A 21448-nucleotide genomic window follows, 5' to 3' on the forward strand; every position below is an offset into this window, starting at 1 on the left:
CCTCAAGCGGATGATTTGAATACGAGTTTTAGTATTTAAGAAACGGTTACAGATTCATTTTGGTTAGCAGGCACCAAAGCTGGTCCCATTGCATTTGTGATAATTTGTTTAATATCTTCAAGAGTTGCTTTTCGTGGGTTTGTCGCTGCGCAAACATCTAACATCGCGTTTTTAGCTAAGATTTCAATATCTTCGTCTTTCGCACCAAGCTCACGGAAGCCACTTGGAATATTTAAGTCTTTTGCTAACGCTTCAATCACTGAAATTGCTTTTTCAGCTGCATCGCGCTTGCTTAGCCCTTCAATGTTTGCCCCTAATAACTCAGCGATTTTTGCAAAGCGTTCTTGGCGCGCTGTTAAGTTGAAACGGCAAACATGTGGTAATAAAATCGCGTTACATACACCATGTGGTAGGTTATAGAAGCCACCTAATTGATGGGCAATGGCATGTACATAACCTAATGATGCGTTGTTGAACGCCATTCCTGCTAAAAATTGAGCGTACACCATTTGCTCGCGTGCTTCTAAATCTGCACCGTTTGCATAAGCACGCGGTAAATACTCAGGAATTAATTGCAGTACTTTTTCGCCACAAGCATCTGTAATTGGCGTTGCATTTGTTGAAACAAATGCTTCGATTGCATGTGTTAATGCATCTAAGCCAGTTGCTGCCGTTAGTGCTGGTGGTAAACCAATCATTAACTCAGGGTCATTAATTGATACAAGAGGGGTAACATGTTTGTCAACAATCGCCATTTTTACTTTACGCGCTGTATCCGTAATAATTGTAAAGCGTGTCATTTCGCTTGCTGTGCCAGCCGTTGTATTGATCGCAATTAATGGAACTAGTGGATTTTGTGTTTGATCTACGCCTTCATAATCATGAATACGTCCACCATTCGAAGCAATAATACCGATTCCTTTTGCTGCATCGTGTGCACTACCGCCTCCAAGCGATACAATGGAATCACAGTTCTCGGCAATATAAGCCGCGATACCATCTTCAATATTTTTATCTGTTGGATTTGGTTCTGCTTTCGGGAAAATTGCCACTTCAACACCTGCAGCTGTAATGATGTTAGCAATTTGTGCTGAGAGCCCTAATTTGTGTAAGCCCTCATCTGTTACGATCAATGTCTTCTTCACTTCTAACTCTTTTAGTTTTTTACCAACCTCTTGAATTGCTCCTGGCCCAAATAAGTTTGATGATGGCATGACAAATTGCTTTAGAATGTCTGACATGTTTCCAACCCCTTTTCCAATGTTAAAAATTGCTTGAATGGCGAAAATCACCCTTCAAAATATCCTATTCTATCAACTTTTGAAAAATACTCGGGGTTATTTAATTAAATGTATATTTTTAGTGAACGTTATTATTGAATAATTTACAAATCTAATTATTTTTAAAATACATTTGGTTTTGAGCTAACTACATTATGGTTTTCTTATTCCTTAAAATGAATGCCCTCCGCTATCTGTCATAGATTTTCTTCTGATTCAACAAAAAATTGAGTGACTTCATCGTTATGAGTCACTTAATAATTGAAGAATCCACTTCTTCACATCAACAAACCGATTAAATGGAGGGAATTCATTTGTTCCTGTAACAATCATTGGCACAAGGGAATCTACTTTATGAAGGCTACCATGTGCGCCACCTCCTGCATGATTGTGACTATGTTCTTCAATAAACTCATATGAAGGTTTTGCATCTACAATAATAACACGGCCTTCCTGTGAATGAAGCGCTCCATGTAGCCTTGCTAGAGCATCTGGATAGTCTTGATACTCAATATGTCCTTCATTCGTAACTTTCAAATCTAAAATGGAAGTATTCCCGGAAATTTCCCATGATTGTTCATAGTCATCAACATACGTACCCATTGGTGAAAATGTAAATTCCCCATCACTTAGTGAATTTACAACATAGTTTGTTTGGTCATCTTTCCAGGCAATAAAGCCAATTCGCTCGTCCTCTTTTAAAATGTTCACGATTTCTGAGATTTCAACTTGTTGATCGTTGACGTAAATGTATGCCATGCGCTCATTAATCGCGATGGCAAGTTGGGCATCCCTTTTATTGCCTTCCCAAAACGTATATTTCTTCAATGAATGATTTAAATCAATTAAAGAAGTTTTTTTATCTTTATTTACGAATGATTGACCGCTATCTCCGAGTACAATCCACGTTACCTCTTGAATTGCTTCTTCCCACGATGCAAAGCTATTGAATAGGTCTTGTAGTGCCTGATCTGCTTTTTCAATCCCCTTCAAATCTTCAGGACCATGTTTGTGTATAGAAGCATCTGCATCCGGTAAATAGGCAAGCGTAAAGGATGGTAATTTCTTTTGTTAGCGTTATAGAAATTACTAGCACAAGTCCAGTACAGATAACAAGAAATATTATAATCGCCGGTACCATTTTTCTTTTCATCGACTCACCTTCAAATCAATTTATTTACATTAGTATGGTTAAAAATTTATTAATACATGTAAATGAAGGTGAGCTCATCTAAATAACCAATATATTCCGTTTCTTTTTTTCACTCTTTAATCGTTCCATTAGTTCAAATCAACATCAATAAGCAATAAAAAAACGATTTTGAGTGTATTAAACATAAAAATCGACCTATACTATTAAAGATTTCACTTTCAAACTAAGTGACTAGGAGGGTTAACCCGATGAGTGCGAATGATCGCTTAATCTGAATAACCATCAACTGAATGCTCAAGCACGGTTGTCTTAGGTTATTCTTAAGAATCAATGCTTAAAGTATGACAGTGTGTCATGAAGAAAATGTAAGTGTCATCAAGGGGGGTGTCCGAGAAGTGATTCTGGGACACCCCCTTGCGCCGAGGATGGAGGCCAGCACGATGCTGGTCATGAATGCGTTGACTCGCGTCGTGACGATTTTAGCATTCGTACCTATTTCGACCACCGCGAAAAGCAGCCTGCAGCGGATAATTAATACACGAACGAAGCACTGCGCTAAAAGTATTTACTTTTGGCGTAGCTCCTTTTTATTTTTGCTCTACAAATTGTTTTAGCTTTAATGGTCGATAACATAAGAAAAACCCCATACATCTCCTATCTAGAGCGTGTATCGGGGTTGGTCTTATATAAAAATGTTAAAGATTTTTTTGAATTTGATTTTGAATTTCATTTCGATTGAAGTTTATTTCCTCAGCGAACTCTTCCCTGTTTTTACGCTCTCTGTTGGCATTTTGATTTTGGTTTTGCTGTTTTTTGTTATCCTGCGTTTTATTGTTTTTATGTTTATTACTACCCATTTTCACTCACCTCCACTATTAGTGTGAGTGAAAAATATTTTTTTATCCGCTTTTCTCCCATTGCCTAGAGTCAAGCAGGTTTTTTATCTTATTGCTAAACAGCATTACTAATAATCTACCTCTTTATCCATGGCCTCTTTTGGAATTCTAATTTTCTATTCCTGCAATTCCAAAACATCCTGGTCCGGCGTGGGTGGAAATCGCTGCACCCGCTTGTATCCATGTTACATTTTCAAAGCCTGTCTCCCTGGCACTATTCTCCATTCTCCTCTTAATACTTTCATCAAGCCCAATAGAATAAATTAAAAATAGCTGTTTTCGATCAATGTCGTATTGGTTTAAATAATCTTGCATTAGTTTTTCCGCAACATTACTCATTTTCCCTCGGTATTTTTTAGTTGGAACAAGCTTCCCTTCTTTTATTTCGATGCAGGGCTTTATTTTTAACCATGCCCCTCCAATAAAAGCAATATTGCTTACCCGTCCACCCGCTCTTAGAAATTCTAAAGTATTAGGAATAAAAGCTAGCCTTGTTTTAGAAACAACAGATTCTATTTTTTCTATTAGATGAATAGGGTCAATCGCAGGCTCTTCTTCAAGCAAAGCAATCGCGTACATTACAATGGCAGCCAATCCACCTGTCACGTTTAGCGTATCAATTGGAAAAAGATCATCGAAATCTTCCGCTGCAATTAACGCACTTTGAAAGGACGCAGATGCTTTTGACGTATAACCAATGTGAATAATGATGCTATCAGGAAATTCTATTCTAATTTTCGAAAATAAATCATGGTATTCCTGTACATTCATTGCGGTTGTAGTTGGTATTTTTTTAGTGCGATCATAATAATCAAAAATGCCCGCTACAGATAGCTCACTCTCTAAATAATCCTTCCCATCCATAATGACGTGAATCGGTATTATTTGTATGGGGTATTTTTCAATCAGTTCTTTCGGTAAATCCGCTACACTCTCTGTCGATAAAATAATACGTCTCATTGTACATCCCTTCCAACTATTCTAGTCATTCCTGCATATTGATTAATTTACTTTATATGCAGTAAAGAGGAAGATTATCCATTAGAATATTCACGAAAATTTCCCCATTTGATGCGCTATATTACATCTGCTGTAACATACATCTCTTTTCTAGTGAGAAATTAACTAAATCGTATACATTGCATAAAATAGATATGAAAGATTAAAAAAGGGTGATGTATAAAATGACAGTGTTAACATGGAGGCTTTTAATGGAAACAACTGGTCTCCTACCTAATCCCGGAGAAATAACTGACAACTGGGATATTGATCGTTGGGAGAATGATGGCGGCAGAAGTTTTAGTAAACTACATGTACACCGTTGTGATTAGAAACGTAATGGTGCTGTTAGAAATTATTATCTGTGCGTTTTTTGTTGAAAAGGGAGGCAGCTGTCTCCCTTTCACTTATTTCAGTAGATTCTTTTTGTACCGAAAGCAAAGCGACAGGTACAAAAATCCCCCTACTTACTATAAGTGGGGGGATGAATGCTACATATGCAATTCTATTCACCGAGTGTTCAACTCAGGCTAAGTCTAGTAAAATAAACTGAGTATTTTACGATTTCGTTAGATGGTCATAAAATTGTAGCTATGAGCTCGTAGAAATTATTTTTCAACTATATCTTAGTAATAATACCCATTTTTTATCGCACTATTATAATCCGTAATTGCATTGTTTAAACGATTGATAGCATCTGTAATTTCATATTGCGTAGCGTAGTTATTATACAAAACCGCTTGAGCGACTGAAACTTCATACACCAATGCGTCCTTTTCGACTTGCGTTGTCCAAGGTGTATTAGGTGGTAAATTATTTCCATACCAAGAAACTGTTACATATATATATTCAACTGAATTAATGAGTGATGTTAGGGAAGATTTATCCCCATAATACCCATTTCCATTTGAACCATATTTATAGGCATTCTTATAATTCGTAATAGCATAGTTTAAATTATTGATCGCATTGGTAATTTCATATTGTGAAGCGGCGTAATTATACAATACCGCTTGAGCATTTGAAATTGCATAATCCAATGTATCCTTATCTGCCTGTGTTGTCCAAGGCATATTATATGGTACATCATAGCCATTCCAAGAAACCGTTACATATTGAACCGAATTAATAAGTGATGTTAGGGTCGCTTTGTCACCATTATAGCTAGACAGCCCATATTTTTGCGCGTTTTTATATGTTGTAATGGCACTTTCTAAATTATTCAGTGCATTCACAATCTGATCCTGTGTGGCATAGTAATTATTGACAACCGATTGCGCAGTTGAAACTGCATAGACTAATGCATCCTTTTCGGCTTGTGTTGTCCATGCTGTGCTTGAAGATAAGCCACTGCCATTATTCCAAGAAACTGTTACATATTGAATACTATTAATCAACGCTGTGATTGTCGCTTTATCGCCCGTTGTATGCTTTTTACCATTCTTTTGAGCAGCCTTGTACGTTGCTAATGCGCTCGTTAACTGCGTATGTGCAGCATTCACTTGCTCTTGTGTAGATTTCGGATTATTTGCCACAGTTTGAGCACTGTTTAAGATGGCTTCAAAAGCCGTTTTTTCTGCCTGTGTTGTCCATCTTTCAGTAGAAACAACGTCATGACCTGTAACAGATACTGCAACATAAGTAGATGCTGCAACTAATGTATTCAGCGCAGTTTTATCAACGATTGTCACAAGTACATTTGCATTTTTATCATCAATTTGTACATTTTTAAATTGGTGGTAAGATTCTAAATCAACCTTTTTACCTTTTTTCACCGTTACCTGTTGAACGATCCCATCTCCAAGAAGACTGAAATCCTTCTTCACATCAATCACTAGTTTTTCAATATCTGATTCCACTTTTAATTGTGGTACATCATCGGTTACATGAATACTTGCAAGCGATTTGTCCGAAATAAGGGATAGCTTGTTTCGCTGTGTCGTAATTTTTACGTTTGGCATATTCGTAAGTGACACATTTAACCAGCTAATTTTTTTCATGCGTAATGGCTGAAATTTAATCGTACTTCCAACTGAAACATTATTCAGTGTAAGCCCTTTCTTAACACGGTTAGAGACAATTAGCTCCTTTGTCACCTTTACATTTTGAACCTTTGTATAGTCGGCAGCTACCGTTAAATTACCAGAAATCGTAGCCTGTCCTCCATCGAAAACTATTGGTTTTTTAGACGTACCCTTTTTGGATAATGTTAGCGCTGTAATGCTTGTAATTTTTCCATTTTCCACAGATACGGTTGCTTGTGCATTCGTAAGTGCGGCATGGTTATCGGATTTAAAAATAGGCTTTAATGCCTCGCTAATTTTCAGCTGGCCACTAGAAGTATAGATCAAATCATTAGAAAAGCTTGTAATGGTAAGTGACACTTTCCCTGAAGGTATTGCTTTTCCTTGCTCGGCCACCACGATTGGTTGTTCTGATGGAGCCGAAGCATTAGCCGTTGCAACGGGTAACACAAGAGATGCCGTCAGAGCAGTTGCCATAAACGTATTGAATGTCTTTTTCTTCAAAGTCATCACTCCTAATCGAAATATTCTGTAATTAATATACCACATTTATCAAATATTTGGTAATTAATGAAGGATTATTCAATATTTTGTGGTTTATTTTATATTAAAATAAAGACAATACGAAAAGAAGAACAAATTCTGCTACGAGAAATCTGTTCTTCTTTCATTACGCTAACTTAGTTGTTCTCTATTTTTAGTTCTAATAGGTTTTGGAATAACTTCGCTGTTCGTTTATCAAATTCCTCTACATTTAGTGCGGCATCAATTGCTTCCCGCACTTTTCTTTCTTCCTCGACGAATAACTTGGCAAAACGTGTAGCCTCAGCGATGGAGGCCTTATACTTAGCCGCAACCTCTTTAATAGTCGCTTCTTCTGCCTCTGTTGGGTGGCAATGCTTGGCGATATCGAAAATCTCATCGCCGGCACGATTTTCGTCTGGAAAATACACATGGGGCTCTGTGCTATCAAAGATACAAAACTTTAATTCAGGTAAAATCACCATATCAATGGAACTGGCGTCTAGCCCACACCACACAAGCTGGACATCGTATCCGCGCTGTAAGGCTTCGTTCGCTAGCTTTTTCATCATCGAAGACTTTCCTGTACCTGGATAGCCTTTGATGAACAGTCGTTTTTCAAGATTTTGCGTAATGCTTGGCACGGTATCACGCGCCCCTGCTGCTGTTAATGTTCCCAGCAAGCGATGTGTTAATTTGCCGGGCTTCTCTAATTGATGCTCTCCAAAAAGCTGCTTTTTTAAATCCGCATATTGTTGATTTAACCCATGCCAATTCATACTTTTTCTCGTTTCAACTTCCCAAGCATCATGAATGTGGATAGCTTTTGAAAGGGCGGCAAAGCATTTTTCATAATAGGCTTGCTTTAATTCGGTTATCGCGGGCATCGACAGTTTGGAAGATACCTTTTGCTCATCCAAACACTCATAGAGCGAAATGACAATGTCTCGCTCACCAATCCTTATTGGCTCAATTGCTGGATTGGATGCAGCAAGAAATAATATTTCAAAAGGTGCTTTTACCAAGGTCGCTTCAATGACTTCTTCAAACAAAGGGTCATGAAAATATTCAATCTCCGCGCCTTGTTCATGATAGTAAATGCCGAGTTTTTGAAGTAGCTCCGATATTTTAAACCCATGTGCACCTTTCAAAAGATACACCGTTTTTACTTCATTCATTATTTCCCGATAAACATTTTTCATCCCCTGCCCATTCATTGCCTGCCCGTAAAAATGGGTAATTGTACTACTCAAAACGCCATCCTTCCATCACCTTAGTATTCTTATTTTTATGTTAAATGCCTAAAAAAGGTGCCGTCAAAAAATTAATGAATAAAAGCCCCATGAATAAGAAGCCTTTTTAAAAGCTTTCGAATCATTTCTATACAAGTTTTCCAGCTCATGCGGGTTATTCCTATGTTCAATGATCAACTTGGCCATGCCCATCCCTATTCCTCATCACTTTTGTATTCTAAAATATCTCCCGGCTGACAGTCTAAAGCTTTACAAATTGCCTCTAAAGTGGTGAATCGAATTGCCTTGGCCTTGCCGTTTTTCAATATTGAAAGGTTTGCCATTGTGATGCCCACCTTTTCAGTAAGCTCGGTTACGCTCATCTTCCTTTTTGCTAGCATGACATCAATATTAATAATAATCGCCATTTTTTCTCACCTCAGACCGTTAAATCATTTTCTACTTTGATATCAATTGCTTCTTTTAAAAGCTTTTGGAGAACCGCTGCAAATACAGCAATGACTAATGAAGCAAAAGGTACAACTAAGCCGACAATAATTACCCCTGGTGCGTCGTCCAACTCTGCAAAGATGTAGAAAAGTGGCAAGACGAGCAGATGCAAAATGCTAATTGTGACAGCACAGTATTTGATTTTCTTTAACGCACTCACAGATAAACTTGAGAAAGCTTGGTTTTTGTCAATATAGCGTAAAAGCTTGAACGCCTGATACAAAGCAAAGTAAAAAGGAATTGCCGAAGCATCAAGTGCAAAATAAACGAAATAACTGATATAACTAAAGTTCGGGACTAACTCCGCTGCAAAATTGGCCATCTCAGGCACTAAAAAGATGCACAAAGCTAGAACGGGAATTGCTAGAAGTATGACAGCGATTTTTAAAAACATCGTTGTAATTCTATCCATAAAAAACACCTCACCTATTTATTGTGATTTTGATTTTAATATATAATTTATCGATTTACAATAAATATATATCAAATTAAATAAAATATTTATTGCATTGTTTAATTTTAGGCAAAGTAAAAAGCATTTCTTACATGAAGAAATGCGCTTAAAGTGGCAATCATTCTACTTGGTTACAAAATTACTGTCATACACATAAATAGGTCTCTATAGATTCATTCCCTTTACATCGATTTGACTGTACAAAAAAATGCCAAAACGTTGATTTAATAACATTTTGACACCTTAGTAATTTTATTTTATTAGAATACTACCCATTTTACTTTCGTTTGATGAATGGCTGTTAATTGTGTGAGTTCCAGTTTCCCATGAGCCTTATTGCAATTCAATTTTATATCGATAGTTTTCTGATATGGATAAACCATCTTTAAATGGTGCGGGAACGTTCAATAGTAGTGAAGTGAACGGCATAGAAGCATCCACGAGAAAATACAAGTAGCCTTTATCCATATCCTTTACTTTTCCGCCACTTATAGATACCTTATCACTATATGTGGTATCTGCCGCCACTTCTTTACCTTGTACATCGACTGTAGCATGATCAATATAGAATGTTATTTCGTCTTTTTCATATGCATCTTTTTCGGCATTTAATTCAACACCAACTTTAATGTACGTATTTTTTCCATCTGCATCTGCTAATTCTTCATATGTGCTACGATTACTCTCGTTAACAAGCACCTTACCATATTCAACTGAAGTAATCGTTAACCCAATACCATTCTCTTCATGTGTCTCTTCTATTTCATCATTTAAATAATAGGCTTCCAAGTTTCCAAGTTCCGTGTCGTATGTCTTCACAATTGTTAACTCTTCTGATTGCACTGTGACATTTGATGAATTATTTTCTACAACCTTTTTTTCATTACAACCCGTGACTAAAAGTGCAGCACCAAAGACAAGTGGAAAAATTATTTTTTTCAAACGTTCTCTCCTATAATATGACATTCAATTAAATTATAGGCATTACTATAATTTTATAAAATTAGACATTTTAATCATTTTTCTGAAAGAGGTTAGTTATTTGGTGATATAAAGGAGTAGGTCTTGTTCCATAGATATAAAAACAAAAAGCATTTCTCACGCAAAGAAATGCTTTAAAACAAATTGGATGCAATGATGCCGAGGCATGAATTGCGTCCAAATTTTTATTAAGTTAAACAGATTGTTTTATCTAGCTATATTACGATTCCAAGCATTCACCAAATTCGCTGCCTCTAGCTTTGGATTTTCGGCCTCCGTTACTGCGGAAACAACGAAAAATCCATCAACGCCTGTTTGTGTAAGAGCTGGGAGATCTGCTAACTTTACGCCACCGCCAACAACTACTGGAATCGAACTTGCTTCAGCGACTTTTGTAATTTCCTCAATATTTCTTGTGATGACCTTGCCATCTTTACCCATTCCGCAATCTGGCTTTGTTTGCGTTTCATGAAGTGGTCCCACACCAAAATAATCAATTTGAGAAACATCCTCTGTTTTTATATATTCTAACAATTCATCTGTGCGAGCAGATAAGCCGACAATGGCATCCTCCCCTAAATATTCGCGACAAACAGCTACCGGAATATCTGATTGCCCGACATGAATGCCGTCCACTTTAATCCCTTGCTTTCTTGCGGCTAAAACGACATCTAATCGGTCATTAACAACTAATGTAACGTGCTGAGATTTGCCAGCCTTTTCAATCACATCTGCTGCTTGACGTGTGAGCTCGATTAATTCTCGCGCAGCCGCAACCTTTGAGCGAATTTGAATGCATGTAAAGCCCGACTCAATTGCATCTTGAATGATTGCCGCAACCGAGCGACCTTTTGTATTTTCGGGTCCTATTACTAAATAGGCTGAGATATCTACTTTTTGAACAGTATTCATATTATCCTCCTAAAATATCGTTTACTTTATCGATTTTTGAATTGATTGTATTGACATGGCCTGGGCGAATATCTGCCTTTAAAACAACCTCTGTTCGAATGCCCTTTTCAGCGAGGACAAAGGTTGCTTGCTTAACCACGGCCATTACTTCATCCCATTCACCTTCTATTTCTGTAAACATCGCGGTCGTTCGATTTGGTAATCCTGATTCTCGAATAATTTTTACGACCTCGGCTACTTCCTGTGCAAGCTCATTGCCTACACCAAAAGGCGCAATCGCAACTGCTATTAATGTATTCATCGATTAAATCTCCTCAATTTCAAATGGATTGTTTGCGATTTCTTCAGGTGTTGCTTTATATAATTCATCTAAAAACTGTACTTGGAAGCTACCAGGGCCATCCACCTTCAGCTCCGCGCGTTTTGCGGCTACATTGTATACCGCAGTCGCCGTAAGTGCCGCAATAAATGGGGATGATGCTGTTGCGTACACCGCGACAACGCCACCTAGCGAGCAGCCTGCACCTGTAATTTTCTCCATAAAATGCGAACCTCCATAGGAAATTGCCATCAACTTACCATCTGTTATCAAATCCGTTTCACCAGACACTGCAACAGCGCCACCTGTCCACTTCGCAAGTGCAATCGCGGCTGTTTTCGCGGCATTGACCGAATCCGTAGAATCTACACCTCGCACATTGGATTCAGCTGTTCCCCCGTCTAGCTCCCATAAGCCTGCTAGTGCAATGATTTCAGAAGCATTTCCTCGGATAATGGTTGGTTTATAGTCCTTAAATTGTTGTAATAGCTGCGTCCGAAGAGAGCCAATCCCCACCGCAACAGGGTCTAACACCCATGGCTTACCCGTTTCGTGCAATACCTTTGCGGCACAGGGTAACGTTTCCTCATAAATCGGAAATAATGTGCCGACATTGATATAAGTTGCTCCACCTGCACCCGCTAAAAACTCGGCTTCATCTGGTAAGTACACCATCGCGGCAGATCCCCCAACAGCAAGCTGCGCATTTGCCACAAAATTAATGGTCACCGTATTCGTAATTGAACCTGCCATTGGATTTGTTCGTTTTACCGTTTCAACTGCCTGTATCATTTCACTTTGAATCGCTTGCTTACTCACCATTTTACCTTCACCCTTCTATTTGAATTCTTCCTTCAAATGAATAGATATTAAGACTGGGGTTTTATATTTGAGTTCATTAGAACAAAAAAAAGTGCTCTCCTATTCAATAAAAATAAATAGGAAAGCACAATTCAGCTATTGCTTAAAAATATAATGAATCGCTTCCCTACACCAGTGTTAACTGACAGGTTCAAAGAGTCAGGTTTTAACCTTCTCAACTCCAAAGAGTCCCCCCGCAATAATGCTATTCAATTTTATCCCATACTATCAACTGCTACTTTGGATGTCAATGGTGGATTCGTCACTTTTCGATTACTCTTTTTTCGCCAAAACTAATTCACATATACAATTATCAAACTGCTCTGCTAGTTCAGCATTGATTTGATTCGTTATATTTCCCAATGTTTCAACATGTAAATAGTCTTTTTTCACCGCAAAGTAAATCGATATCCACATTCTTCTTCCCGTACGAGTCACATCATAAAAGACGGCATGTAAATCGGTGTCTTGTAATACATTTTCACTAATCTCTTTTACTTTCTCCATCACTTCTTTTTCAGGCGAGAATAAAAATACGTCTTTAATTGCACGTACTAGCATTTTTAAAGCTTCCGGCAGCATAAATAAAATAATGAATACCGCAATAATTTGGTCAAAATAAGGTGAAATAAAGGCTAGCTTTGTCCCTTCTAAGAACGTAGAGGCAAAGAAGGCAACACCCATCCCAATACTGTATACGACATCAATTTTCCAACCATAAATCTCTAAATTAATAATTGGTGAAGACAATGAGCGATTAATGCGCATCATAAAATAAAGTACCGCTAAACTGGCAATTGCAATTATAAATTGGAAAATTGACACCAGCTTACCATCAACAATATTTCCTCCAGATAATGCAATTTCTACACTATTCGCAGACAGCCCCAATGTTACCGCGAGAAGCATAAAGCCCTTAATAATGACTAAAAACGATTCGATTTGCCCATAACCAAAAGGATGCTTTTCAGAAACAGGTCGATGAAACAAAGGGATTAAAAATAAAGTCAAACCAATCATTAATAATTCGGATGCATCATAGGCAGCATCCATCAGCACAGACTGTGATTTCGTATAAATCGCAATCATAAATTCAAAAATCACAAAAAACAAACCTGTACTCAGGGATATCCATAATATCTTTCTTTCTAATTTTTGTTGCTTTGACATTTTCCCAAATCCTATCTTCACTTTTCTATTTATTATACAGGACCTGGCTGTGTGCAGGGGAGAATTTGCATTTGGGGTAGATATGATTATAGTAAAAGGCTATGCGATTTTTGATACGTGTCCAAACGTTCATTTCGGTGCTTTATCTTTTATTTTTCTATTACTAAGCAATACTGTTGTTTATAGTTTTCATCGTTCCAATTGTACAGTTGTAACAGATAACCTAGCGTTAACTCGTTATAAGTGAGCCTACTATATGGGATATTTTGCGCATCATCACCAATCCATACTCGCCACAGCTCGATTATTTGATCTACTTTTATATTGCTCGTTAAGTAATCTAATAATTGCTTTGCTCTTGATTCTGAATAGCTAAAATCTACTTGATAGATGAATGGATAGTTTGTATATTCGCTTACATTATAGTAACAGTCCTTTGTAATCGTTAACTCATTTAGATCCTCTTCATTTTCAGCAATTAGTACTTGAGCATTCGGGTCCATCTTCTCCCAGGGCATCAACTCATGAGGTTTTATTTTTAATTCAATAGCTTCTTTCACTGTAATATGCTTTTCCTTGGACTCTATTTTAGGCATTTCAAAATTTGTTGCGATGAATGAACACGAGCTCATAATAACCTCCGAAATTTATGTTTGAGAATATCGATATAATACCATTCTTAAAACGTTATCAATTTCATCCTTGTGGTGTCGTTGCAAAAATCGCTAAGACCGTGATTGTACGAGAAGAAGCGATGATTCATACCATTTATTCACCCTTCTCGAATGGCATTATGGAAGGCACAAATAATAAAATTAAACTCATCAAAAGACGTGGATTTGGTTATCGAAATGATGCCCATCTGTTCCTTCGATTACGATTGGAAACAGGGCATTGATTTTGTCATCCCCGACTTATGGTGATGAGCCAAAAAAGGCTATTTTTGCAAGTTATAAACGACTGTTAGAAATCTTGAAATTACACACTACAGAATAAAATATCGTATTGAAATCTCAGAAGTACTCGGTGTTCATACAACCTCACATAATCAGAATGGCAGAATTCCTGAAGATATCATTTTTCTTTTAAAGGAACTACGAAATGCCGTTGCACATAATGGTGTCGTGTTTGATTGCCGCTTCAAAAAAACAACCCCCCCTGGTCGCTTAACTGCCTATATCGAAAGTGAGACTAAAATAGCTAACATTACATTTAACACCATCATAGATTACTTTATTTTAATGATAATAATCTTAAAAAAATTAGAAACGCCTAAACGAGAACTGCAAAAACTTCTTCGTGATTTAGAGAATCATTCTGAGCATTTAAGATCTCAAATCCCTGTATCAGTACATTCATCAATAATGGGTTCTGATTTTAGGAAAAAGCTAACAAAAACAAAAAGTTATATCTAACATTTCTACCTTGTAGTACTACATCGATGTATGCTAAAATATAATTAACTAATAGCGGTGCACTGCTTCGGCTTGCACTTAAGGGAACCAGATGCGTCTGGTTCTCTTTTATTTTATTGATTCACTTCCCCATAAACCTCATGCATCATATCTTCCATGATGTACGTTTTAAACTCATCATTCTCCAGTATTTTCATAAAGAAGTCTTGGTTGCTGCTCATACGGTCGATGACGAAATCCATGAATGTTTTTTCGAAAGCGAATTTAAAGTTTTCTTTTGTATTGTTTGCTGCTTTCTGGCGAAGGTCTTCGTCATTCAGCATATCCTCTTTCACTTGCTCACGTGATAAGAAATCAGTTTCTGTGAATTGTGTGCCAAAACGGTCATTCAACTTCTCTAAAATCGTTGATAAACGCACCTTTTCATCTTCCACCGCACCACCAGCACCGTGCTTTTGTGGGTCAAGCTCCACGCCACCTGTTTTCTCCAGCTCGATGCTACCTTCAAAAACTTTTTGATTGCGATAGTATTCAAGGGCGACATCATCTGCTAGATATACGTCCTTATCCTCTTTACCACGTGGTAGCTTGCGCAGTAAGTACGTTAAATAAATGTAGAGCTTGTGCAAGTCTAAATCAATGAACGTCACGACTTGTAGTACGAAGCCATATGTACGAGTGAATTTTGTCGCTGCCTGTTTAAAGGCAAGCTGTTCCTCCTCCGATAGCCTCTTGTAGCGCTCCACGCCTTTATCAAGAAGAGCATTTAATTCTGTCTGTGCTTTCGTTGATTTCTTTGCACCACCGGTTACTTCAAGCTCATTTACTCGTTGTACCTCATCTTCTGTGAACAATTGATACGGCTCAATTTCAGCTTGCATATCATATAAAATATTCGGGTCGGTAATTTCAGATAAGCTTGTTGACTCGTAATACGGCTGGAAGGATTCTTTCATATCCTCTGGGTCATTAACGAAATCAAGTACGAAGGTATCTTCTTTTCCAGGACAAGTACGATTTAAACGTGATAAAGTTTGGACAGCTTTAATACCGCTTAAAGGCTTATCGACATACATTGTGTGCAGCAGTGGTTCATCAAAACCTGTTTGATATTTTTCTGCTACGAGTAGCACCTTATATTCATCTGAATTAAATTTTTCAGGCAGTTCTTTTTCAGAGAAGCCGTTCATGTCTGGCTCGGTATATGGCAGTTCGCAGTCTTTTACAATTCCTGAGAAAGCAACAACTGTTTTTAAATCGTCATAGCCCATTTCATTAATGTACTTATCAAAAGCAATTTTGTAGCGTACTGCATGTAATCGGCTTGCTGTAACAACCATCGCCTTTGCGCGGCCGCCAATTTTACGCTGTACGAAATTGCGATAATGCTCGATAATGATTTCTGTTTTTTGTGCAATGCTATGCGGATGCAGTGACACATATTGTGCTAGCTTTTTCGTTGCTTGCTTTTGTGATACTTCTGGGTCATCATCTACTGTTTTGGCAATCTTCCAAAATGTATTATATGTTGTGTAATTTTCTAACACATCTAAAATAAAGCCTTCTTCAATCGCTTGGCGCATCGTGTATTGATGGAATGCAGCTGGCTTACCATCGATGCCGATTGTACCAAACTTCTCTAACGTCTTCGGCTTTGGTGTTGCGGTAAATGCAAAGAACGAAACGTTATCTTGCTTCCCACTTTTCATGATGGCTTCCACGATTTTCTCATCTACATCATCTAAATTTTCTTCTGCAATACGGTCTTCCTCATAGGCTGCTTCTAACGTTTTGTCTGATAATACATTCGTTAATGCAGTAGATGCTTTACCACCTTGCGATGAATGCGCCTCATCAATAATAACCGCATATTTTTTACGCTCTAAGCCAGCGACCTTTTCTAAAATGAACGGAAACTTTTGAAGCGTCGTAATAATAATGCGTGTTTCACTATTAATGGCACGTGCTAGTTGCTCCGAATCTTTATCAACTGGCTCTACCATTCCTGCTTTATGTTCCAGCTGATACACCGCATCTTGTAACTGCTTATCTAACACTCGGCGGTCCGTAATAACAATAACACTACTAAAAATAGATTCGTTGGCCTCGTTATGTAGCTTTGCTAAACGGTGTGCAAGCCATGAAATCGAATTTGTTTTACCTGAACCTGCACTATGTTGAATTAAATAGTTATAGCCAACTTGCTTTTGCTCTACATCTGCTTCTAGCTTACGTACAACATCTAACTGATGGAAACGAGGGAAGATGAGCATTTGACGTTCACCAATCGTTTCACCATTAGAATCTTTAATATCATCTTTCTTAATAAAGATAAAGCGGTATAAAATGTCGAGTAAGCTATCTGGCGCTAATATTTCTTCCCATAAATAATGTGTACGGTAATTATCACCATAGGCTAAAGGATTACCCTTGCCGCCATTGTTACCTTTATTAAAAGGCAGGAAATAGGTTTTTCCTTTAGCCAGCTTTGTCGTCATAAACACTTCATCTGTATCCACCGCAAAATAAACCGCAACACGCTCATTAAATTTAAACAGCTGCTCACGTGGATCACGATCAAACTTTAGCTGCTTCATCGCATGCTCGACCGTTTGATTCGTTAATGGATTTTTCAGCTCCATCACCACGAGCGGCAAGCCGTTTAAAAAAAGCACCATATCCAAGCTATTGTTATGCTTATCACTGTAATACACTTGGCGAGCCACGTTAAAACGGTTCTTTGCATAGTGCTCATTTAATGTCTTGTTCATATCCGTAGGTGGCTTATTATATGCAAGCTGTAACGTCACACCACGATCTTTAATACCTTTACGTAAGCACTCTACCAATCCTTGCTTATGTAGCTGGTCTTTAATACGCTTTAACACTTCTTCTTTATAAGAAGGACCATACGACTTCTCAAGCGTACGCATGCGTTTTTCCTGCGTATCTTCTAAAAACGTAAATAGTTCCTCTACGTCAATGGCATGCTGTTTAAAAACGCTACTCGCATCACCTTCAAGCACACGCTTTTTATAGCCACGCACAATTAAATCTGCTTCAATATTCGTTTCAAACCCTTTTTCCGAAGTATCCAATGCCATCACAACTCACCTCACTTAATCAAGTTCCAACTCACGTACATCGATTTTGCCTGTTACTGCTTCGTAGATTAGGGATTGGCGGTATTCTTTTAGTTTTTCGATTTGTGATTTCACATTAACAATCAAACTTTCAATTTTTAACGTCTCATCATCTAAATATTTAGCTATCTCCTGTTGCTCTTTTAATGGAGGAAGTAAAACCTTAAATTTCTTTATGTCTGCTTGGAACAAGTGTGGCACACCCATTCCATCTTTAATTTGGTTAATAGTATCTTGTATATAGGTTGATTTCAAATAGTAGTAGAAATAAACGCTATCAATTTTTTGTGTAGGACGCAGAACAGCAATAGAGCTATTCACAGTAGTGGGAATAGGTAATCCTCTCACCACATTAACAATACCTAATGTACTTCCATCTTTCGCTAATAATACATCACCGAGTTCTAACATAATTTCCGGAGATTCTAAATATCTTTCTTCTGTAATATAGTTAACGTTGTTAAAGTCGATATCTCGATATTTTAGGTTAGGCGTTGATAGAAATGCATAACCTTCATCCACGTATTCTTCAGCTTTCAATCCTTTCCACCCTAATCGAGCTTTAACTCGTGAAACAAAATCGATTCGTGTTTTTTCCCAATGTTCAGGAATCTCACCAATCCACTCAACACCTGAATCTTTCATTTTCACATTCGGATTTAAACCTTTTGTAACAGCTTCTGTGATGATGGATTGGCGTTGTTGTTCTAATACAGTAATATACTTTTCTTTAGACTCGATTAGATAACTTATTTGAGTTACCTTTTGGTCTAAAAATTTCACTAGTTTTTCTTGAGTACTTATATTCGGGAATACTACTGGAAACTCTGAAAGCATAGGTCTTCTAAGAGAATCAACTGTTGATTTAGCTCCGCCCATTAAAACTTCAAATTTTAAATTAGACAATAAATAATAATAGAGATATTTACCCATTACATTTTTAAATTTTGTAAATACATATACCCTTTGATGCGCAGCAAATTTACCTTCATAATAATGAAATACTTTACCAACACCCACACCATCTCCCGCTGTCATTACCGCTTCTTCATCATGTGTAAACTCATTTAGTCTTTCAACATTAGGGGACCTTACAAAAAACGGGAATTCTCCTTCAGGGAGTTTATCTTGAGTATCTTTACTCCCTGTATTAATGTCACATAAATATTTCAGTTTTAATATTCTCCAATCTTCTGGTACAACACCCAACCATTGAACATCCAATTCTTTGAAACTCATCCCATCACCTTCTTCAACTGCTCTGCAATCTCCACTTCCAATGCACGAATCTCGTCCATGATTTCTACTGAGCTGCGTAGTGCTGTGTATTTGTAGAACTGGCGAGTAAAAGGAATTTCGTAACCAATCTTCGTTTTTGACTCATCAATCCATGCATCAGGTACATGTGGTAATACTTCACGTGCGAAGTAATCTTCGATGTTTTCATTTAACGGCACGTTCTCCGTATCACGTAAGTCTGTATCTGGCTCGATGTCAGTTTTATTTTTCATGCATACACCTGCTGTTTCATCTTTTTCAGACAGCCCTGCTAAAATTGCTTTTAATACAGGTGCACCAATTGTAAGGTTTGCTTCTTTTAAAGCAGCTTTTACTACTTTCGTAAACTCCTCACGATTTTTATACACTGTATCGCTTGCTAACGTACGTAATACATATAAAATTTGAGTTTGTAACTTCTTACCTTCTTCAATCTCAAAGTGACCTGCATCGCCTTTTTTCTTTGATGTCGCTAAGTTAGCAAAGCCTTTTTCCTCAACAACACGTGCAAGACGTTCTTCATTTACTTGGAAGTTTAAACGTAGTGGACGTTCTACCGTAATTTTCGAATAACCAAAGTCTTCATTATCAAAGATTTTCACGTACTCATGTGGCTGCGCGTCGCCATATAAACGAACGATTTCATTGATTTGGTCTTCTGTAATTTCATTACGCTTGCTTCCCATCGACTTTTTCATCTTTTTCGAGAAGTCTACCGCATTCACTAATCGTACTTTCCCTTTATGTAGAGGTGCTTTATTGTTCGTTAAAATCCAAATATATGTCGCAATGCCTGTGTTATAGAATAAATCGTTTGGTAGCGCTACGATGCCTTCTACTAAATCATTCTCCAGCACATATTTACGGATTTCACTTTCACCAGAGCCTGCATCGCCTGTAAATAATGGTGAACCGTTCATAATGATTGCTAAACGAGAGCCCTGTGGATTTTCTGCTGTTACTGGCTTCATTTTTGACAGTAAGTGCATTAAGAATAATAGTTGTCCATCACTCGTACGAGGTGTACCTGGACCGAAACGACCGTCAAATCCTTGTTTTTCATGCTCTTCTTTAATCGGCTTCTCATACGATTTCCAGTCTACCCCGTATGGCGGGTTTGAAATTAAGTAATCAAATTTATTATTAGGGAATTGGTCATTTGATAATGTATTACCTAAACGAATGTTACGTGCATCTTCCCCTTTAATAAGTAAGTCTGCTTTACAGATTGCATACGATTCAGGGTTAATTTCTTGGCCAAAAAACTCTAAATGCGCTGTTGGATTTTGGTCGATTAAGTACTCTTGTGCGACCGAACCCATACCCCCTGTACCAGCTGCTGCGTCATATAATGTTTGTGTTAAGCCTGGCTTCGTTAAAATGCTCTCATCGTCATGAAGGAATAATAAATGCGTCATTAAACGAATCACTTCACGTGGCGTATAGTGATCCCCTGCTTCTGCATTTTCGTTAAAGCGACGGATTAATTCCTCAAATACATAACCCATCTCAATGTTTGATACAGTTTCAGGGTGTAAGTCGATTTCGCTAAAGCGTTTAATCGTTAAGTATAATAAGTTGTTTTGTTCGAGCTTATCAATTTGGCGGTCAAATTCAAAGTTGTCCATAATATCACGAGCCACTTTTGAAAAGCCGTTTATGTAGTCACGTAAGTTATCTGCAATATTATCTGAATCCGTTAACAGCTTGTTGAAATCATATTTACTTATGTTATGGAAATTTTGCTTTGATTCACGATTTAAAATTGGCTCACGTGCTTCTTCTGAAAGCGCTTTAAATTGTTCCGCCTTCGCTAACACTTCTTCCTTTGTGCTTTCTAATACGCAGTCAAAGCGACGTAATACCGCTAATGGTAAAACAATTTTACCGTAATCTTCTGGCTTATATGGTCCACGCAAAATCTCTGCAATTGACCAAATGAAGCTTACTTTATCCTGGAAGTTAATCATCTTTGAATCTCCTTAGTTAAATAATATTATACTTCTTTCATATACAGCCCTCTGCTTGAGATAAATCAAGGAAAATTGAGCAATTCTATGAAATAGCTCGATACAGCATTCCTAGTTCTATTTTATCACTTACCATCAGCGCTCACACCCAATAGCGTCATTCGCAAAATAACGCTACATTACCTACAATTATAAGTGTTGCAACAACAAAAAACACCAACCAATCTTAAACAATCAAGCTAGAGAGTATAGGCCTTACTCCTACTTTATTAATAGTAATTTATTTTGGACAGTTTTATTTAGATAACTAGATGATAAGCCCTTATATA

At 37.5% G+C, this 21448-nt stretch carries 16 protein-coding genes, 2 pseudogenes and 1 riboswitch; of the genes and pseudogenes, 1 reads left to right on the top strand and 17 read right to left on the bottom strand.

Annotated elements, in window-relative coordinates; genetic code table 11:
* Positions 1 to 35 precede the first annotated feature (35 nt).
* The 14 genes and pseudogenes from MKX47_RS17120 to MKX47_RS17185 all read right to left on the bottom strand — a co-directional run bounded on the left by MKX47_RS17120 (position 36) and on the right by MKX47_RS17185 (position 13945).
* Entirely contained in the window at positions 36 to 1241 is a 1206-nt protein-coding gene (locus tag MKX47_RS17120; RefSeq protein ID WP_340776612.1) for an iron-containing alcohol dehydrogenase, read from the bottom strand.
* Positions 1242 to 1523: 282 nt separating this feature from the next.
* Positions 1524 to 2327, bottom strand: a pseudogene (locus MKX47_RS17125) (alkaline phosphatase family protein); the annotation flags it as partial.
* A gap of 801 nt (positions 2328 to 3128) precedes the next feature.
* Complete coding sequence (locus MKX47_RS17130) at positions 3129 to 3290, bottom strand: hypothetical protein (RefSeq protein ID WP_340776613.1); 162 nt, start codon at positions 3288 to 3290, stop codon at positions 3129 to 3131.
* Positions 3291 to 3437: 147 nt separating this feature from the next.
* Positions 3438 to 4289, bottom strand: a complete 852-nt coding sequence (locus tag MKX47_RS17135; RefSeq protein WP_340776614.1) for a DegV family protein — start codon at positions 4287 to 4289, stop codon at positions 3438 to 3440.
* A gap of 665 nt (positions 4290 to 4954) precedes the next feature.
* Complete coding sequence (locus tag MKX47_RS17140; protein ID WP_340776615.1) at positions 4955 to 6856, bottom strand: S-layer protein; 1902 nt, start codon at positions 6854 to 6856, stop codon at positions 4955 to 4957.
* A 176-nt stretch (positions 6857 to 7032) separates the two neighbouring features.
* Positions 7033 to 8127, bottom strand: a complete 1095-nt coding sequence (locus MKX47_RS17145) for a nucleotide kinase (RefSeq protein ID WP_340776616.1) — start codon at positions 8125 to 8127, stop codon at positions 7033 to 7035.
* Between the two features lie 194 nt (positions 8128 to 8321).
* On the bottom strand, positions 8322 to 8534 hold the full coding sequence (locus tag MKX47_RS17150; protein WP_340776617.1) for a helix-turn-helix domain-containing protein: 213 nt from the start codon (positions 8532 to 8534) through the stop codon (positions 8322 to 8324).
* An 11-nt stretch (positions 8535 to 8545) separates the two neighbouring features.
* Positions 8546 to 9028: a DUF2975 domain-containing protein gene (locus MKX47_RS17155; protein ID WP_340776619.1), complete on the bottom strand. Its 483-nt coding sequence runs from the start codon at positions 9026 to 9028 to the stop codon at positions 8546 to 8548.
* Positions 9029 to 9403: 375 nt separating this feature from the next.
* Positions 9404 to 10012: a hypothetical protein gene (locus MKX47_RS17160; RefSeq protein ID WP_340776621.1), complete on the bottom strand. Its 609-nt coding sequence runs from the start codon at positions 10010 to 10012 to the stop codon at positions 9404 to 9406.
* A 246-nt stretch (positions 10013 to 10258) separates the two neighbouring features.
* The gene (gene thiE / locus MKX47_RS17165; RefSeq protein ID WP_340776623.1) at positions 10259 to 10963 is read right to left on the bottom strand and encodes a thiamine phosphate synthase; all 705 of its coding nucleotides are present in this window, start codon (positions 10961 to 10963) and stop codon (positions 10259 to 10261) included.
* Between the two features lies 1 nt (position 10964).
* Complete coding sequence (locus tag MKX47_RS17170; protein ID WP_340776625.1) at positions 10965 to 11264, bottom strand: MTH1187 family thiamine-binding protein; 300 nt, start codon at positions 11262 to 11264, stop codon at positions 10965 to 10967.
* A gap of 3 nt (positions 11265 to 11267) precedes the next feature.
* Entirely contained in the window at positions 11268 to 12104 is an 837-nt protein-coding gene (thiM, locus tag MKX47_RS17175; protein WP_340776626.1) for a hydroxyethylthiazole kinase, read from the bottom strand.
* 145 nt (positions 12105 to 12249) lie between these two features.
* A riboswitch (TPP riboswitch) is annotated at positions 12250 to 12349 on the bottom strand.
* 67 nt (positions 12350 to 12416) lie between these two features.
* Complete coding sequence (locus MKX47_RS17180) at positions 12417 to 13313, bottom strand: cation transporter (RefSeq protein ID WP_340776627.1); 897 nt, start codon at positions 13311 to 13313, stop codon at positions 12417 to 12419.
* Between the two features lie 149 nt (positions 13314 to 13462).
* Complete coding sequence (locus tag MKX47_RS17185; RefSeq protein WP_340776628.1) at positions 13463 to 13945, bottom strand: magnesium transporter; 483 nt, start codon at positions 13943 to 13945, stop codon at positions 13463 to 13465.
* A gap of 44 nt (positions 13946 to 13989) precedes the next feature.
* Here MKX47_RS17185 and MKX47_RS17190 point away from each other — a divergent pair.
* Positions 13990 to 14211 (top strand): annotated as a pseudogene (locus tag MKX47_RS17190) (transposase); the annotation flags it as partial.
* 630 nt (positions 14212 to 14841) lie between these two features.
* Here MKX47_RS17190 and MKX47_RS17195 read toward each other — a convergent pair.
* From MKX47_RS17195 to MKX47_RS17205, 3 genes are read right to left on the bottom strand one after another with little or no spacing between them, the layout of a single operon-like run.
* Positions 14842 to 17832: a type I restriction endonuclease subunit R gene (locus MKX47_RS17195; RefSeq protein WP_340776630.1), complete on the bottom strand. Its 2991-nt coding sequence runs from the start codon at positions 17830 to 17832 to the stop codon at positions 14842 to 14844.
* A 15-nt stretch (positions 17833 to 17847) separates the two neighbouring features.
* Positions 17848 to 19110, bottom strand: a complete 1263-nt coding sequence (locus MKX47_RS17200) for a restriction endonuclease subunit S (RefSeq protein ID WP_340776632.1) — start codon at positions 19108 to 19110, stop codon at positions 17848 to 17850.
* Positions 19107 to 21119 (bottom strand): type I restriction-modification system subunit M, encoded by a 2013-nt coding sequence (locus MKX47_RS17205; protein ID WP_340776634.1) that lies wholly within the window; start codon positions 21117 to 21119, stop codon positions 19107 to 19109. The genes MKX47_RS17200 and MKX47_RS17205 overlap by 4 nt, the downstream gene beginning before the upstream one ends.
* Between the last annotated feature and the right edge of the window lie 329 nt (positions 21120 to 21448).

This window comes from Solibacillus sp. FSL R7-0668 (assembly GCF_038006205.1).
In the GTDB taxonomy this organism is placed as follows: Bacteria; Bacillota; Bacilli; order Bacillales_A; family Planococcaceae; genus Solibacillus.

What these genes read in the sequence shown, in the direction of transcription:
- MKX47_RS17120 (WP_340776612.1), bottom strand. Translation starts at nt 1,241, where the DNA reads ATGTCAGACATTCTAAAGCAATTTGTCATGCCATCATCAAACTTATTT.
- MKX47_RS17130 (WP_340776613.1), bottom strand. Translation starts at nt 3,290, where the DNA reads ATGGGTAGTAATAAACATAAAAACAATAAAACGCAGGATAACAAAAAA.
- MKX47_RS17135 (WP_340776614.1), bottom strand. Translation starts at nt 4,289, where the DNA reads ATGAGACGTATTATTTTATCGACAGAGAGTGTAGCGGATTTACCGAAA.
- MKX47_RS17150 (WP_340776617.1), bottom strand. Translation starts at nt 8,534, where the DNA reads ATGGCGATTATTATTAATATTGATGTCATGCTAGCAAAAAGGAAGATG.
- MKX47_RS17155 (WP_340776619.1), bottom strand. Translation starts at nt 9,028, where the DNA reads ATGGATAGAATTACAACGATGTTTTTAAAAATCGCTGTCATACTTCTA.
- thiE (WP_340776623.1), bottom strand. Translation starts at nt 10,963, where the DNA reads ATGAATACTGTTCAAAAAGTAGATATCTCAGCCTATTTAGTAATAGGA.
- MKX47_RS17170 (WP_340776625.1), bottom strand. Translation starts at nt 11,264, where the DNA reads ATGAATACATTAATAGCAGTTGCGATTGCGCCTTTTGGTGTAGGCAAT.
- thiM (WP_340776626.1), bottom strand. Translation starts at nt 12,104, where the DNA reads ATGGTGAGTAAGCAAGCGATTCAAAGTGAAATGATACAGGCAGTTGAA.
- MKX47_RS17180 (WP_340776627.1), bottom strand. Translation starts at nt 13,313, where the DNA reads ATGTCAAAGCAACAAAAATTAGAAAGAAAGATATTATGGATATCCCTG.
- MKX47_RS17185 (WP_340776628.1), bottom strand. Translation starts at nt 13,945, where the DNA reads ATGAGCTCGTGTTCATTCATCGCAACAAATTTTGAAATGCCTAAAATA.
- MKX47_RS17195 (WP_340776630.1), bottom strand. Translation starts at nt 17,832, where the DNA reads ATGGCATTGGATACTTCGGAAAAAGGGTTTGAAACGAATATTGAAGCA.
- MKX47_RS17200 (WP_340776632.1), bottom strand. Translation starts at nt 19,110, where the DNA reads ATGAGTTTCAAAGAATTGGATGTTCAATGGTTGGGTGTTGTACCAGAA.
- MKX47_RS17205 (WP_340776634.1), bottom strand. Translation starts at nt 21,119, where the DNA reads ATGATTAACTTCCAGGATAAAGTAAGCTTCATTTGGTCAATTGCAGAG.